Annotated in this window: 12 protein-coding genes; 5 read left to right on the top strand and 7 right to left on the bottom strand. The window is 53.9% G+C overall.

Annotation, left to right across the window (positions count from 1 at the left end; translation table 11 throughout):
• Positions 1-25: 25 nt before the first annotated feature.
• Complete coding sequence (locus tag HCG48_RS09205; RefSeq protein WP_168568892.1) at positions 26-3109, bottom strand: serine/threonine-protein kinase; 3084 nt, start codon at positions 3107-3109, stop codon at positions 26-28.
• A 480-nt stretch (positions 3110-3589) separates the two neighbouring features.
• Between HCG48_RS09205 and ispG the strand changes: the two genes are divergently transcribed.
• Positions 3590-4816, top strand: a complete 1227-nt coding sequence (ispG, locus tag HCG48_RS09200) for a (E)-4-hydroxy-3-methylbut-2-enyl-diphosphate synthase (protein WP_168568891.1) — start codon at positions 3590-3592, stop codon at positions 4814-4816.
• A gap of 397 nt (positions 4817-5213) precedes the next feature.
• The gene (gene ctpC / locus HCG48_RS09195; protein ID WP_168568890.1) at positions 5214-6515 is read left to right on the top strand and encodes a carboxyl-terminal processing protease CtpC; all 1302 of its coding nucleotides are present in this window, start codon (positions 5214-5216) and stop codon (positions 6513-6515) included.
• 111 nt (positions 6516-6626) lie between these two features.
• On the opposite strand, the gene HCG48_RS09190 is transcribed toward ctpC, so the two are convergent.
• The 5 genes from HCG48_RS09190 to HCG48_RS09170 all read right to left on the bottom strand — a co-directional run bounded on the left by HCG48_RS09190 (position 6627) and on the right by HCG48_RS09170 (position 11275).
• Entirely contained in the window at positions 6627-7265 is a 639-nt protein-coding gene (locus HCG48_RS09190; protein ID WP_168568889.1) for a DUF6391 domain-containing protein, read from the bottom strand.
• A gap of 135 nt (positions 7266-7400) precedes the next feature.
• Positions 7401-8147 carry an MORN repeat-containing protein gene (locus HCG48_RS09185; protein ID WP_168568888.1) on the bottom strand — a complete coding sequence of 249 codons (747 nt, stop codon included), beginning with the start codon at positions 8145-8147 and terminating at the stop codon, positions 7401-7403.
• Positions 8148-8348: 201 nt separating this feature from the next.
• The gene (locus HCG48_RS09180) at positions 8349-9569 is read right to left on the bottom strand and encodes a hypothetical protein (protein WP_168568887.1); all 1221 of its coding nucleotides are present in this window, start codon (positions 9567-9569) and stop codon (positions 8349-8351) included.
• A 243-nt stretch (positions 9570-9812) separates the two neighbouring features.
• Positions 9813-10436, bottom strand: a complete 624-nt coding sequence (locus tag HCG48_RS09175) for a class I SAM-dependent methyltransferase (RefSeq protein WP_168568886.1) — start codon at positions 10434-10436, stop codon at positions 9813-9815.
• Between the two features lie 257 nt (positions 10437-10693).
• Positions 10694-11275, bottom strand: a complete 582-nt coding sequence (locus HCG48_RS09170; protein WP_168568885.1) for a thioredoxin domain-containing protein — start codon at positions 11273-11275, stop codon at positions 10694-10696.
• Between the two features lie 224 nt (positions 11276-11499).
• Here HCG48_RS09170 and HCG48_RS09165 point away from each other — a divergent pair, with 224 nt between their 5' ends.
• From HCG48_RS09165 to hppD, 3 genes are all read left to right on the top strand, one after another.
• A complete protein-coding gene (locus HCG48_RS09165) occupies positions 11500-11904 on the top strand; it encodes an NIL domain-containing protein (protein ID WP_168568884.1) in 405 nt (134 codons plus the stop codon).
• A 106-nt stretch (positions 11905-12010) separates the two neighbouring features.
• Entirely contained in the window at positions 12011-13195 is a 1185-nt protein-coding gene (locus tag HCG48_RS09160; protein WP_445974477.1) for an aldo/keto reductase, read from the top strand.
• A 60-nt stretch (positions 13196-13255) separates the two neighbouring features.
• On the top strand, positions 13256-14389 hold the full coding sequence (gene hppD / locus HCG48_RS09155) for a 4-hydroxyphenylpyruvate dioxygenase (protein ID WP_168568883.1): 1134 nt from the start codon (positions 13256-13258) through the stop codon (positions 14387-14389).
• Positions 14390-14431: 42 nt separating this feature from the next.
• On the opposite strand, the gene HCG48_RS09150 is transcribed toward hppD, so the two are convergent.
• Positions 14432-16729 (bottom strand): caspase family protein, encoded by a 2298-nt coding sequence (locus tag HCG48_RS09150; RefSeq protein ID WP_168568882.1) that lies wholly within the window; start codon positions 16727-16729, stop codon positions 14432-14434.
• Between the last annotated feature and the right edge of the window lie 28 nt (positions 16730-16757).

The raw sequence follows: 16757 nt of genomic DNA, 5'->3' as shown, positions 1-16757 counted from the left end.
GGGGGAGGGCGGAGGACGGTTGAGGTTAATAGCGGCCCAGGAGATCGCGGACCGAACGGCGATAGTCGAGGGCCAGTTGATAATCCGGATCGATAGCGATCGCCCGTTCGTAAGAGTCGAGGGCTTCCTCGTAGCGTTCGAGGGATTCGAGGGCAATCCCGCGCGAAACCCAGACAAAGGCATCGTCGGTTTCGAGTTCCACGGCGCGATCGAACGATTCGATCGCCTCGTCGTAACGGCGCAACTCATTAAAGACGACGCCGCGACGGGCCCAGGTTTTGTAATCTTGCGGGTCGATTTCCAACGCGCGATCGAACGAATCGAGGGCCGCTTGGTAGCGTCCTAACAAGGTTTGAGCGATACCGCGATCGCGCCAAGCGGCGGCGAAGTCGGGTTGTAATTCGATCGCGCGATTGTAGGCGGCGACGCCGGAATCGTAGCGCAGCAACCCCGTACTGAGTAACGACGCCAGGTCGTACCACGCCGCCGCCGAGTTCGGATCGAGTTCGAGGGCGCGATCGAAGGCATCCCGAGCGTCGTAAAATCGCTGCAAGCGCACTAACAAGCCGCCTTTTTTCTGCCAGATCGGCGCCGCATTCGGGTCCAATTCCAACGCCCGATCTACGGAATCGAGGGCTTCGTCGAGGCGATCGAGCTGGCCTAAAATGCGTCCTTGGGCCGCCCACAGTTCCGGATTGTCCGGTTCGCGGGCGATCGCGCTGGCGTAAGCTTGCAAGGCTCCTTCGTAAGCTTGTCGTGCGTCTTCGGGGCGGTTTAAGGCATCTAAAGCTTCCGCTTGTCGTTCCCACGCCTCCAGATTGTTCGGTTCTTGTTCGGCGACAGTTTGGAACTGTTCGATCGCCTCTTCGTAGCGTTCCAACGCTAATAAAGCCCGACCGCGACCCGACCGCGCGCTCAACAACGTCGGATCCAGTTGTAAGGCGCGGTCGTAAGCGACCAAGGCTTCCGCCGGTCGTTCCAGTTCGGCGAGGACTTTAGCGCGATCGCCCCACAACCGGGCCGTATCGGGATCGAGGTCCAATGCTTTTTTATAGGCGATCGCCGCCAACTCGTGACGGCCCAAGGTATAGAACGCATCGCCGCTACACTGCCAAGAGCGAGCGTAATCCGCCGCCACCGCCAAGGCTTTGTAGCATTCTTCGTTCGCCGCGTTCGGCTCTTCGGCGGCGAGTAATTCGTTGGCGCGATCGACGAACCCATCCGCTTGTTGCATTTGCGATCGCGCCTGCTGCATCTGAACGACGAGGGACACCAGCGCCGCCACCAGCGCCACCGCCGCCGCAACGGCCACGCCCCACATCCATTTCGGCGAGGGAGCCAATCCGGTTCCCGAGGAGCGATTCCGGGGTCTTTGGCGATCGCGAGGCGGATCGGTCGGAGTGGGAGACGGCGCGATCGCCTTTTCTGGCGTGTCGGAACGGTTCGCATCGAGTTGGGCCAAATCCGCCAACACCTCCGACGCCGACCCGTAGCGATCGCGGAAATAACTCAACACCATCTTGTCGAGAATGCGGGCCAATCCCTCGGTCACCGTCGCGTGTTGGCGCCAGCTCAACTCCCCAGTTTCCGGATCGCGACCGAGATGGGTCGGGTGAATTCCCGTCAACAAGTGAATGGCGATCGCCCCGACCGCGTAAATATCGCTATTCGGGCGCGGATTGCCGACTTGCTGCTCTTTCGGCATATATCCCGGCGTTCCCACCACCCCCACACTCTTGAGTTGCCCCCCCTCGATGGTCAGGGTACTGATTTGTTTGACCGATCCGAAATCGGTCAGGGCAATTTTGCCATCGGATCCGCGCACGATCGCACTCGACGGTTTGAGATCTTGGTGAATGGTATTTTGTTCGTGAACGAATTTGAGCGTTTCTAAAATATCTTTGAGAAACGCGATCGTTTGTCCTTCGTCGAAGCGCTCTCCCGCCATCAATTTATCCTGGAGCGATTCGCCTTCGACATACTCGCGAACTAAATACAACTGCCCGTTCGCCTCAAAATCCGCCAGTAATTGGGGGATGCGATCGTGGGTTCCCAACCCGTGCAGAATTTGGGCTTCCGTATCGAATAAATTGCGCGCCTCCCACAACGGGAACGCTTCGTGATTGTCAATTTTGAGTTGTTTGAGAATGCAATAACTTTGCCCAGTACGCTGCAAATCTTTCGCCAACCAAGTGCGGTCTAATTGACCTTCACCTAATTCCCTTAATATTTGATAGCGATTGTCAACGACTTCGCCAATCCGATGTAAGTTTTTGAGATCTTCAAGCACGTCTTTTGCCCGTTGGTAGCGCTCGTTTAAATCCGTATGCACCATCCGATCTAAAATATCCGCCAAACGAGCATCGACTTCGACTAAAGGACGCCACATCAACAGACCCGTTTGTGGATGTCTTTGCAATTGGCGCGGCGACATCCCCGTTAAGGCTTGAATCGCCGTCATTCCCAAAGCGTAAAGATCGCTGCTCGCCGTCGGTTTGCCGCCGAGTTGTTCGATACTCATGTAACCCGGCGTTCCGATCGCCGCCGTCGTCACCTGTCCTTGCGCGGCGATCGCCAGCGTTTCAATCTCTTTCAAACTCCCAAAATCGATCGCGGCGATCCCCCCATCTTGGCGCCGTCGGATCAAATTGGACGGTTTGATATTACGATGCACGATATCATAACCATGAACGTACTCTAAAATCTTCAGCACGTCGTAGAGCAAATTAATCGCTTGTCGGTCATTCCAACGGCGACCCTCGCCGATTTCTTCCCCGAGATCGTGCCCTTCGATATAGTCTTCAACGGTATAAAATTGCTCCTCGTCCTCGAAAGCATCGCAGATATGAGCCACGTCGGGACAGTTTTCGAGCGCCTCCAACCGTTGCACTTCCGTTTCAAACCGCCAGCGCGCCTCTTTGAGAATTGACGGTTCGGCGAGATTCGGTTGGAAATGGCGGACGATGCACAATTGCTTCACTGCTGGCTGTTGGACGACGGGTTCCTCCCCAGCCGCTTCGTAAATTTCGGCGAGATAAATGCGGCCAAAAGCCCCTCGTTTGAGGTTTTTAACGAGTTTGTAGCGCCCTTTAAGAACAGTTCCGATCATGGGTTTATCGAGTAAATGGCAAAGGAGCGATCGCTCCCGTGAAAGGCAACAGCAAACAGCCCGAAATTGACAAGCCGCGACGATGACCTCCGCACGCAAATCAAGAGAGACTTTGATGCAGACCCCTCCCATTCGTCGGAACGGTCGCTCGCCTCGATTAACTTGAATTTTAGTCGGTAGCATACGCTAACTCGCGCCCATTTCGATCCGAGGTTCCCCCCCTCCGACGTCGCGGGAATCGGGACGTTACTGACGCGCCCCCCAGCAACTGAGTCGTTTCGACTTCTACCGCTTCCCCCCCACTTCTGCCCAATTTCTCTGGGGCCAACCACCAAAACGAACCCGCTTTGTGGCACCCTGAAAAACAGGAGTTTGCCCAATACTTCGATCGCGCGATCGCCCGGACTCGAAGCAGCCAACCCAACAGCTTGCGCATCCTCTCGGCGATCGACGTTTTTGCACCTATCACCAACCTACCGTATGCAGACACTTCCCAATCCCAGCCTCAGCCCAACCCCCCCCAGCGACGCCCTCACCGATACTACAATCCACCGTCGCTCGACCCGTCCGGTTCCCGTCGGCAACGTCACCATCGGCGGCGGTTATCCGGTCGTGGTTCAATCGATGATTAACGAGGATACCCTCGATGTGGCCGGGTCCGTCGCCGCCATCCGTCGCCTGCACGAAATCGGCTGTGAGATCGTGCGCGTCACCGTTCCGAGTATGGCCCACGCCAAAGCCTTAGCTCAAATCAAAGAACAACTCGCCGCCACTTATCAAGACGTTCCCCTGGTCGCCGACGTCCATCACAACGGCATGAAAATCGCCTTGGAAGTCGCCAAACATGTCGATAAAGTCCGCATTAACCCGGGACTGTACGTGTTTGAAAAACCGCAAGGCAATCGCACGGAATACACCCAAGCGGAATTTGACGAAATCGGCCAAAAAATTCGCGAAACCCTCGAACCGTTGGTGATTTCGTTACGCGACCAAGGGAAAGCGATGCGAATTGGGGTCAACCACGGTTCCCTCGCCGAACGAATGCTCTTTACCTATGGCGATACCCCGGAAGGGATGGTCGAATCGGCCCTGGAATTTATCAAAATTTGCGAATCCCTCGACTTTCACAATTTAGTTATTTCTCTGAAAGCATCGCGAGTTCCCGTGATGTTGGCGGCTTACCGTTTGATGGTCAAGCGCATGGACGAACTGGGAATGGACTATCCCCTGCATTTGGGTGTCACCGAAGCCGGAGACGGCGAATACGGTCGCATTAAGTCCACGGCGGGGATCGGAACCTTACTCGCCGAAGGGATTGGCGATACGATTCGCGTGTCGCTGACCGAAGCCCCGGAAAAGGAAATTCCGGTGTGTTACAGCATCCTCCAGGCGTTAGGTTTGCGCAAAACGATGGTGGAGTACGTCGCCTGTCCGTCTTGCGGTCGAACTTTATTTAATCTCGAAGAGGTTCTCCACGAAGTTCGCGAAGCGACCAAACACCTGACGGGTCTCGATATTGCCGTGATGGGTTGTATCGTCAACGGTCCGGGTGAAATGGCGGATGCGGATTACGGCTATGTCGGCAAGCAACCGGGATATATTTCTTTATATCGAGGCAGGGAAGAAATTAAAAAAGTCCCGGAAAATCAAGGTGTGGAAGAGTTAATTAACTTAATCAAGGCTGACGGTCGTTGGATCGATCCGTAAGGGAGTGAAGTTTATGGGGTCGGCAAGGGAAAGTCCTAGAAAATTGAGACGTTTTGGCCTTGCCAACCTCTCCGTGCCGAGGGAATGGCGATCGCAATCGGTCTCGGCTGCTGAGTCCGTAAAGCCTATGTTATCTTAGGGCTATGGTTTTGAATTGAGGAGTATTCAAAATCTTTTTTCCTCTGTATTCAAGCTAAATTAGCGGCTGGGAATATTTATCGGTGTAGCTCGATCTTGTGTGTGCTCGGATCCGGAACATTCCCGAAATGCACGTTACTTACGTCCCCCTTTCAAACTGAAAACTCGGATCGCCCGATCGCCCCTCGATTCGGAGGGACAGACGATTTGAACGAGGGTTCGTCTTTTTGCAGTTTTTCCGTCCAGGCTCAGAATAACAATGGTCATGACAAAAAGCGGGCTGGTATTAGGTGCAACAGCAGTTGCGTTAACTGCTGTTACAGTTACGGGCGCAGGTCTCCATCTGTCCCAAAGTCAAGCATTTTTTAAAGAAAGTCCCAAAGAACTGGTTGACGAAGTTTGGCAGATTATCGATCGCAACTACGTCGATGCTACGTTCAATCAGGTCGATTGGCGCGCGGTTCGTCAGGAATACCTAAACCGACCCTACGGCAATCGCGAGGAGGCTTACGAGGCGATCCGAGAAATGCTCGAACAACTTGAGGATCCCTACACGCGCTTCATGGATCCTAAAGAGTTCGAGAATATGCAAATCGATACCTCCGGAGAGTTGACGGGGGTCGGAATCCAGCTCGCTCAAGAGGAAGAGACCAACGAGCTGGTGGTGATTGCCCCGATTGAAGATACCCCCGCTTTCCGCGCCGGAGTGCAAGCGCGCGACGTGATCAAGGCGATCGACGGGAAGAGTACGGAGGGGATGGATATCAATCAGGCGGTCAATTTGATTCGCGGTCCGGTCGGTAGCGAGGTGGTGCTGACGATCGAGCGCGAAGAGGAGACGATGAACTTTACGATCCGCCGCGATCGCATCGAAATTCATCCGGTTCGCTACAGCTACAAAGACAGTCCCTATGGGGGGGTCGGTTACATTCGTCTGACCCAGTTCAATGCGAATGCGGTGGCGGAAATGCGCGACGCGATCGAAGATTTAGAAGGTCAGAATGTGGTCGGCTATATCCTCGATTTGCGCTCCAATCCCGGCGGGTTGCTCAATGCCAGTATTGAAATTGCGCGGATGTGGCTCGATCGCGGTACGATCGTCTCGACGGTCAACCGTCAGGGCGAAATAGACCGCGAAAGTGCCAACGGACGGGCGATCGCCGACAAACCCCTGGTGGTTCTCGTCGATGGCGGTTCCGCCAGTGCTAGCGAAATTCTCTCCGGCGCCTTGCAAGACAACGGACGCGGTACGATCGTGGGTACTCAAACCTTCGGTAAAGGGTTAGTTCAGTCGGTACGCGGCTTGGGCGACGGTTCCGGGTTGGCGGTGACGATCGCCAAATATTTGACCCCAAGCGGTCGCGATATCAACCACGAGGGGATCGTCCCCGATATCGAGGTCGATCTGTCGGAGGAAGAACGCAAAGCTATTCGCCAAAATCGCACTTTGATCGGCACCTTGGGCGGCGACCCGCAATATAGTCGAGCGCTCTCGATTCTCGGCGATAAAGTGGCGGAAGCCAAGGCGACAACTCCCGCACCCAATGTTTTATCTAAATAACTTGTGAATTCATAGAGTTATCCCGGGCGAAGGGCGGTTCGCTTTCACAAATCCCCTAAAAAGAGGTCGGTACGAACCAGACCTCTTTTTTCGATCGCGCGATTCTCAGGCTCACTCGATCCAACGAACCCCCACGAAATGGCTCGGACGTCCCCATAAATCCTCGACGGGGGACACCTCCTCGATCGCCAAATTAAACGGAATCGCCGTCGTGATGTAGCGTTGGGCGAGTTGGCCTAAATCTGGGGTCAGTTGAGCCGCCGCCGTCGCCGCGACTCCCAAACCGAACAGTTGTTCGAGGGGTCCTTTGGGCGCCAGCCACGAAATCCCGAATGCCAGTCCGGCGGTCAATAACATCCCCACGGATAAATTCGTGCCGCAACGGGGATGAACGGCGAGGTCCCATTCCCCCTCGGTGAGGCGAGTCAGGGCAGTTTGAGCGGCCCGGCGCAGTTGTTGGGTGTTGACGTGACCGTAAAGGTAAAAACCGCGATCGCTCGACATTCCCCCGAGTTCTTGGTTGTCTCGAAGCTGACCCAATCTGCCACGGCGGCGATCGTCTCGGGCGGCTTGTTCACCGAGAACCCAAACCGTAGCGTGTTCGAGGGCGTGAACTTGTCGAACTAGCAACAGTTCTTTCAATCCCGGGACGAACTCTAACTCGTGTAACAACTCCGCATCTTGAGTGCGTTGGGGAACGAACTCGAAGGGAAACGTAGGGTCTGGCGAAGCAGAACGTCCGTAAGTCATAGGTGCGAAACCTCGATGAATTGAGCGAGTAGAGAATTGAACGAGCAGACTCTAGAAACGCGAGCCTCAAGATCGACTCCCCTGGAGGGAGACACCGCGACCAGTCTTGAGAGCGAACCGTGGGCGATCGCGCCGTCAATTTTCACCGGGACTGAAAGGCTGTCCCTCGCGGAAGACTCCCGGAAAGCGCCTGCCACTCGGATCGATCAAGGTTCCGTTCCCGTGAGGGATCCCCCCGCGTAACTCCCCTTCGTAGCGAACGCCGTTGGGAAACGTGCAGGTTCCTTCGCCATCGAGATTTTGATTGAAAAATTCCCCTTGGCAGCGCGTTCCGTCGGGACGGGAAAAGACCCCATTTCCGAGGGGACCACCTGCAAAAAATTCGCCCACATAGCGATCGCCGTTAGCAAACACAAATTGACCGCGACCGGACGGTTGCGAACTAATCACGTCCGTTTCTATGTTCCTAACAATCTCGAATTCTCCTTCGTAGCGATCGCCATTAGGATAAATGACTTTCCCCTGACTAATGACTCCATTTTCAAAGACCCCTTCATAACGGGTATCGTCAGCAAAAATAAACACCCCTTGACCGTTCGGGCGACCGTTACGAAATACCCCTTCATAGCGATCGCCGTTGGCATACACGTAAACCCCGCGACCATTGGGTAAGCCGTTCGCAAACTGGCCGATATAATTATCTCCCCCTTGGTAGTTGCACTTCACCTGACCGGAAGTGCGCCCCCCTTCACAAATTGGGGGTCTAACATCGCTGCCATCTTGCGCCCGTCCCGGTAACACACTGGTGTAAATTGCAACCACTGGCCCGATCGCGAGAGCGAATAAAAATAATCCCAGATTTTTCGGTACTGTTAATATCATTGCAATCGTCCCCTTAGCATCCTTGCGCGTAGTTCCTCAATCCTATTTTAGGTCCGCATTTCGATTGAGTTGCTGCCTCCCGTCACCGAGTTAACTCGGTGATGGGGCGATCGCCGCCCGGTAACGAACCACCTCTTCCCTGTAGATGAACACGGAATCGGAAATCCCACCGCCGCAGATTCCCGATCCCAACCAACGGTCTTACGGGCGCATCGCCGTCGCGTTCGGCGAGAGCTTCATCGCACTTTCATTCGCACTCGCCACATTCTGTTCCCCAACCGCCTTACTAATTTCAACGCCGTTTTGTTCCAAAATCACGATCGGCTCGATCCCTTCCAGACGTTCGATCCGCTTGACCAAAACTTCTCCATTGCCGCCAATACGCTGGCCGACTCTAACATAACGGGTGGTCGGTTCCCCAGGCGCTTGGACGATAATTTGGGTCTCTTGACCGACCCGAACCACGCCACTGACCTCTACTCCTTGGGCGATCGCCGTATCCGGCGGCGGCGGGGCTGCGGGTTGTTCCGCGACAGGTGCAGGGGGAATCTCCGGACCGATTGCTTCCGGCAACTCCGGTAAATCGGGAACCCCTCGCGCCGCTTGAGGGGGAATCATTGCGATTTGAGGTTCCCCCGTCCCTCCCGACGGTCCCCCTGGACCGATACTCGAAGGTAATTCCGGCAAATCGGGAACGCCGCGCCCCTCCTGGGGAGGAATCCCGGCAATTCTTTCGCCATTAGGACCGAAAGCGACTTGCTGCGAACCGGAAGGAACCGGGGCGCCGATCGCCTCGGGAAGTTGCTTGAGTTCGGGAACCTGACGCCCTTCGCCTTGGGGTAGTTTGGGCAGATTCGCCACTTGTGTAGCCGTTCCCGGCGCTGTCCTACCGACCGGAGGTTCCACGCGCGGTAAATCTGGCAAATTTGGTACCGCCTGGGCTTCCCCTTCTGGTAAGGTTGGCGCTTCTTCCACCTCTCTCGGTTCTGGAGGTACCTGCACCACGCCAAAGGGGTTGGCGGCGGTTCGTTCTCGTTTTTTCTCTTGTTCGACCTTCTGCACCCGTTCTTCCTGAGACATGGGTGGAATCAAATTCGAGATCGCCGTGGGATCCGACTGTTCTGTAACCGTGGGCGGTTGAGTGAAGGGTTGGGCTTTGTCCCCTTCTGCTCCCGCTTCGGGGGTTTCCGTGGCACCCGGACTGGCGCCGGGACTCGGACTGGCCGTTCCGGTGGGTGTGGAAGTCGGACTCGATGTGGGTGTCGGCGAGGGGGAACTCGTGGTGGTTTCTTCTTGTGGTTCGTTTCCACACGCACTTAACAAGAGAACGAAGATCCCGATTGACGCCTTAAATAGAAGTTGACGCATGGCCGTTGGTTGGATGAGGGTAGTTTCCTGTTCGATCGCGATCGCCCCACTCAAGATCGAGGCGTACTAAAGTTTTGTACTCAATTTAGGAGGAATCGCCAAATTCTCCCCTACTTTATCTCAATTTCTCGATCGCCATTGAGGTTTGGCGATTGTATCGATTTTTTAAGGCTATTTTAGAAATTAGGCGCAATTTTCTGCGATCGGGGGTATTCCCCCTTGCGCCAATCCTATCACGGGCGCTTGGAAGTGGCTACTCGTGAGTTAACTCGGGAAGTCCGAGGCGATCGCCCGGACTCAAATCCCGGCTTTTTTGCTAAATCGAGTTAACATGACCGGACCGAGTAAGCGCACGTGACCGAGACAATCGAGACCGACTTTTTTACCCAGTTCTTCTCGTAATGCTGGCGGGTAAAAGTGCATTGCACTGCCCCCTCGACCGATCGCTTCGCGCCGATCCCACCACCACGAGGCAAAATCAGCTAAATAATATGTTCCTCCCGGTTTTAAAACTCGTTGAATTTCGGATAATACTCGTTCGGGATCGGGATAGTGCAGAAAACTAATTGTATTAAAAACAGCGTCGAACTGCCCGATCGCAAAAGGCAGATTTTCCGCATTGCCACTGATGTAAATCACTCGGGCGCGATCGCGCTTGTTTTGCCTGGCCTGTCGCAACATTTCTGCGGATAAGTCCAATCCGGTCGCCTGAATGGTTGGAAATTTTAATAACAGGCGATCGATCAGGCGTCCCGTTCCGCAACCGAGATCTAAAATCGCGGCGCGATCGGCTAACTCGACATATTCGAGCAAGCGTTGGTGAATGGCTTGATAAAATACGGAAGGCAGTAGATTATCGTAACTCGGCGCCCAGCGATCGAAGAAATATTCTTTAGATTTAAAAAGTTGCTCGTCGTTCATATAGGGTTCCTATTGAAGCTCTATAGCTGATTAAAAAGTAGCGATTTTATCCTTCTTTATTGCTCTCTCGAACAACTCAATCTGTCCTCAGCATAGAAGTACCAATTTACCCACCCATTGGTTGCCCGATCGCATGGGAAATCGCCAGAATATAACCAAAAAAACAGCATAATTATATCATATTTTTTAGTGAATTCAATAAAAAAAGCGGGTCGATCGCCCGCCTCAACTCTGCTAAACTTGCTTAAGTTTGTCTTTTAATCGACAACTTGCGCGCCATGACTGCGCGGATCGCTAGAACTTGAATCACTCGGCGCAGTGGGTGCTTTAAACCTAGACATTTGCCCCTTTGTTGTCGTAAAGGGTAGCGGTTTTTCTGCCAATAAAGCATCTAAATTTGAGTGCAATACATTTCCCGGAATTTCACCGATCGCACTAGCGATTGCTTCTCCATTAGGATTTAAAAAGACGAAATGCGGAATCCCATCGACCCGATATTTGGCAATTTCCGGCAACCATTTTGTATTATCGACATTGAGCATCACGAAATTAACGCGATCGTCGAATTCTTGTTCGAGTTTTTTGATTTCCGGCGCCATCGCCATACAGGTCGTACACCAATTGGCATAAAATTCGATCAATGTCGGGTTTTCGTTCGCCATCGCCACCTCGAATGGCGTTGAATTTTTAGCCAAATCCGTGACGGAAACCGTCGTCGCTTGGGTTCGCAACCCCAGGAACAGCGCCACACTTAAGGCGACGGCGACTAAAACAATCGAAAAATTCCTCAGCCGGGTTGCTAAGGTAGAAGAAGCGGGTTCCGGTGAATTGACAGTCATGAGTGCTTTTGTTACGAGTTGTTACATGATGCTTCTAGTGTAGCGAAATTGCCGCGATCGTTCCCCGTATTGACCTCATCCTCGACCGAAAGTGACCCGAGTCGCGGGGGTTCACCCACTTAAGTCCACCCTCGTCACGGAGAGGATCTCAAATCAGTCCGTTGTCTTCCCAAGGGCGTATTTCTTATCTGGCTAAAGCTCAAAGCTAAACCCCGAAACCTAATATGAAAAAACGAGTTACCTTAACATTTCCAAAACGATCGATACAAATGCCAATTACTTATCGATTGGCGAAAGATTTTAATGTTGCTGCCAATATTATTCGCGCTCATGTAGCGCCGAATCAGATTGGTAAATTAGTGGTAGAATTGGCTGGAGATATCGATCAATTAGATGCAGCGATCGATTGGATGAAAGCTAACGATATTGTTGTTTCTTTCGCCAGCAGAGAAATTTTAATCGACGAAGAAAGCTGTGTAGATTGTGGATTGTGTACGGGAATTTGTCCGACCGAAGCTCTCACCCTCGATCGCGAAACCTACCAGCTCAATTTTACGCGATCGCGCTGTATTGTTTGCGAACAGTGCATCCCGACTTGTCCGGTGCAAGCCATTTCTACAAATTTGTAAGTTTCTACGTTGCTAAATCGACAGATGTTCGCCTAAATCACAAAAATAATACTATACTGATCTGTACCGATCTGTAGCGATCTAAAATCGAAACCCTCGACCCGCCATGATGAAATATCGACGTTTTGGACGCACTGAATTGCAAATTCCCGTGTTTTCTTGTGGCGGGATGCGCTATCAATACCAGTGGCAAGATGTTCCTCTTTCAGACATTCCTGAAGAGAATCAACGCAACCTCGAAGCGACGATCGAACGGGCGATCGCCCTCGGTATCAATCATATCGAAACTGCACGAGGATACGGCACTTCAGAAATACAACTCGGTCAAATCTTGCCCAAATTCGATCGCGATCGCCTCATCGTCCAAACGAAAGTCTCGCCGATGGAAGATTCACAAGACTTTCGCAAAACTTTCGAGCAATCTTTGAAAAATTTGCAATTAGATTATGTAGATTTATTGGGGTTGCATGGCATTAACACCGACGAACTTTTAGACTATAGCTTAAAACCCGGCGGCTGTTTGGATGTTGCCCAACAACTACAACAACAAGGAAAAGTTGGTTTTATTGGCTTTTCCACCCACGCGCCAACAGATATTATTATCAAAGCAATTAACAGCGATCGCTTCGATTACGTTAACCTGCATTGGTATTATATCAATCAGTTTAATTGGCCTGCCATTGAAGCTGCGATCGAACGAGATATGGGGGTTTTTATTATCAGCCCGTCGAACAAAGGAGGTTTACTCTACGAACCGTCTCCAAAATTAGTAGAATTGTGTAAACCTCTCAGTCCGATGGTCTTTAATGACTTATTCTGTTTGAGTCATCCTCAAGTCCATACCTTGAGTATCGGCGCGTCTCGTCCGACGGATTTTGACGAACATTTGAAGACATTAGATCTGCTCGATCGCACCTCGGAAATTTTACCCCCGATTATTGAAAGACTGGAAAATGCGGCGATTTCAGTATTAGGTGAAGATTGGTTTAAAACCTGGCACGTCGGTCTTCCCACTCCGGAAGAAACCCCCGGAAATATCAGCATTCATACGATTTTATGGCTGAGAAATTTGGCGATCGCCTACGACATGATCGAATATGGCAAAATGCGCTATAACTTATTAGGAAATGCCAGCCATTGGTTCCCTGGAGAGAAAGCAGAAAATATCGATCGCCTCGATTTCAATCCCTGTTTATCTCGCAGTCCCCACCGCGAGAAAATCCCTCAATATTTAGCCGAAGCTCACGATCTGCTCGTTTCTAGTGAAGTAAAACGACTTTCACAGCAATAAGATCGTCAACGGAACGGGTGTTGCCTCTTGCGTCTTGACTCCTAACGGCTGACTTCCCCCATGCACATCGATCACGTCCATTTCTACATCAAAGATGCACCGCGATCGCGCGATTGGTTTGTCAAAGCGATGAATTTTCAAGATCGCGGATGGTGGCGTTCCCGTCATACCCAGACCGGGTGGGTGAGTAGCGGTCCGGTGAATCTGTTGCTGTCTTCGCCGCTAACCCCCGAGAGTCCGTGGTTTGACTTTGCCCGATCGCATCCTCCCGGAGTGATGGATCTGGCGTTTCGGGTGGACGATCTCGAAGGGGCGATCGATCGCGCGATCGCGGCGGGGGCGCAAGTCCTCGAACCTGCGCGCCAATCTCGGGACGATCGCGGGGGGCTCAAATGGGCGAGGGTTGCGGGTTGGGGGTCGTTGTCTCATACTCTGGTCGAACGTCGGGGACGGACTGAGGGGAGATTTCCGCAACTGGGGGAGTTGAACGTCGATCGAGATCGGGTCGCGTCTGCGTTCGCGAAGCCAGTCCAAAGGAGTCAGGAGAATCGCGTCGAGGATGGGGACGGAGAAGACCCGTTAAACCTATTAGGGATCGATCATGTGGTGTTGAACGTGAAATCGGGGGAGTTGGAGGCGGCTTGCGATTATTATCAGAAGAGTTTTGGGTTCGAGCGACAACAGAGTTTTACGATCCGAACGGGGCGATCGGGGTTATATTCTCAGGTATTGGTTCATCCCGGAGGTCAGATCGAATTACCGATTAACGAACCGACCTCGGACAATTCGCAAATTCAAGAGTTTTTAGAGTGCAATGGCGGTTCGGGGATTCAACATATCGCCTTGAGAACCGATCGCCTCGTCGAGACGATCGCCCGTTGGCGCCGTCGGGGAGTCTCGTTTATCGACGTTCCGGCGACCTACTACGCGGGTTTGGCAAGACGGTGTCCGGTCGAGCTGTCCGAGGAGACCTGGGGGGCGATCGCCGCGCAAGGGATCTTGGTCGATTGGCAGGATGAGGCATCGGATGCCTTGTTATTGCAAACCTTTACCCAGCCAATTTTCGACCGTCCGACCTTTTTTTTCGAGGCGATCGAGCGCTACCGAGGGGCACTCGGCTTTGGGGAAGGGAATTTTCAAGCCTTATTCGAGGCGATCGAACGGGCGCAGATCGAGCGTTCGCGCCCGGGATAAACCACGGCGATCGCCTCTACGTCGATCTGGGAGGGGGACGCTTCAGGTGACGCGATAGATAAAGCTCAACGTCGCCCACACGCTGGTATCGAGGGCCCAACGATCGCTGCCGATTTCCAACGCTTCGAGACGTTGACTACTCGCATCGTTCAAGTCGTGCAGGACCGCTTGAGCGAAACTCAAGGGATTTTGAAGGGTAATCATCGGTTGTACGTCCCCTCGGGGGCGGATAGATCCGGAGAGACTGGCAAAGGTTTGTTGAAAGGGGCTGGCGCTGCAAATCACCTGGGTTTCGCTAATCCCAGCCGACCCGTGGATCGCCCAGGCGGAGGAGGCATCGGCGCCCGGAACCGTGGCGGTTTGACCGGGGGCGATCGCATTTTGCTGCAAGGTCGGTTGGGTTTGCCCCGGTTGTCCGGTGGTGGGTTTAAGGGAAGGATAGAGGGCGATCGGGCTGCCGCTATTGTCGAGGGCGAAAACGATGCAGTAGATCGGGCGATCGCCGTAATTCTCGACGCGGTAGCGGATGCGACTGCCGAGGGCGATCGTGGTCAGACCGTCCGGGGGTTGGGCGATCGCGCTTTTGCTGCCGTTGGCATTCAACAGGGGCAAGCTGCCCTTTTTCGGGGGCGATCCAGCCCGAGGGGTATGCAATTGGATTAACGCCCGTTCTTCCGGCGCCACGGTTTCCAAGGTGACGCGGACGCCCAACTGAGAAGAAGTTTGATTGGCGCTCAGGCGCAGAAACTTGGCGGCGAGTAAGGTTTGCAGTTCGGGAACCAAACGTTGGGCGGCGGATTTGATCGCTTCGCCGCGTTCGCCGACGGTGTGGGCGAGCAGGTCTTTACCGAGGGAAAAAAGGGCGTAACTGCCGGGGGGGATCGAGGGTAAAGCGGTACTCGGTAAGTTGGCGACCCAGGCATCTTGAGCGCGACCGAAGAGATAGTCGGCATTGTGTTCCCCGGCGATCGCCTGAGAAACCCGGGAAATCCCGGCAAAGGCGCTAGTAGCATCGACGCGCTCGATCCGCTCCAATCCGGCATCGAGGGCGATCGTCAAGCTGATATTGCGCGGAATCACGCGAACCGCTTCTTGGATGAGTTGTCCTTTGCGTAAGCGGGTGGGTCGTGGCGGTTGGGCGTTGGGTTTTCCGGTGCCGAGGACTTGGGCCTTGGCGGTGAGTCCGTCGCGCGATCTCATCGAAATCGGCTGTCCCGGGGGATCGGACGGATCGAGGGGTAAGGGGATAAATAGGGAGTTGGGTTGGTAGTTGTCGAGGACGGACACCGGGAGGCCGCCGAGCCACAGTTGGGCCGTCTGACCGCCATCTTCGACGGAGGTGACCACCCCTTCCGCAGGTCGTCCCTGGCGGACGGCGGCGGGGAGGGGGTCGCCGTCAATTTTGGTGGGCGGATTGACGGGGTTGGGGCTGAGACGTTTTAAAACCGTGGGTTTTTGCAGGGATTGACCGCTCAGGTAGCGGACGACCCGCTTCGCCCCTTCAAAACTCGATTGTAAGGAGGTTTCGGCGGTCGCCGACCATAACTGTTGGGTCAAGGCGTAGGTGAACAGACCCGCACTAAAGTCGTTCCAGTGGGTTTCCGTGGCGACGCGATCGCTCTGGGAAGCGGCGAGGACGACCCCTTGAAACGGAGAGGGGACGTTACCGAAGGGGTTGGACCCGCGCAGTTGTTTTTGAAAGGCGAGTTCTGCCGTACTCGGTCTGACCCCGGGGGGACTCGGGCGCGATCGCACCCGCAAGTTTCCTTGTAAGGGATGACCGGGATAGACGAAGGAGGTATCGAGAACGGCGATCGCCTGTTTGGTTTTCAGGGAACCGAGTAACAGGTTGAGGGTTTCGCCGAGGATGTCGTTCGCCGGATCGTCTTCGTCGGACGGTAAGCCGCCATCGAAGGGAACCAGGGTATTTTGTACCCCTTCCGGGGAGTCTTCGGCATCGATGCGCCGACCGTAACCGCTAAAGTGAAAGACGACTAAATCGCCGGGTTCGGCGCGTTCGATCAGGTGAGAGATAAATGTTTTTTCGATCTGCTCTCGGGTAGCTTGTGCGTCGATCAGGGCGATCGTGTTTTCCGGATCGAAGCCGAAACGATGGACGAGGAGTTGTTTTTGCAGTTGCACGTCCGTCGCACATCCCGAGAGGGGCGTCCCATTCGGATATTGGTCGATCCCGACTAATAACGCCAGTTTTCGCGGGGCGTTTTGAGCCAGAGCTCGGTAGTAGCGATCGCCTGCCGTCAGCCATGTTGTTTCGCCCAGACCCAGTGCCGCTAACACCGAACTGGCCCGTTGTAAAAATTCCCGTCGCTTGAGTGCCATTCCCTATGTTTATCCTTCTACCCTTAAC

It is taken from the genome of Oxynema aestuarii AP17, from assembly GCF_012295525.1.
Taxonomy (GTDB): Bacteria; Cyanobacteriota; Cyanobacteriia; order Cyanobacteriales; family Laspinemataceae; genus Oxynema; species Oxynema aestuarii.
This window is presented reverse-complemented; position numbering and strand designations above follow the sequence as displayed.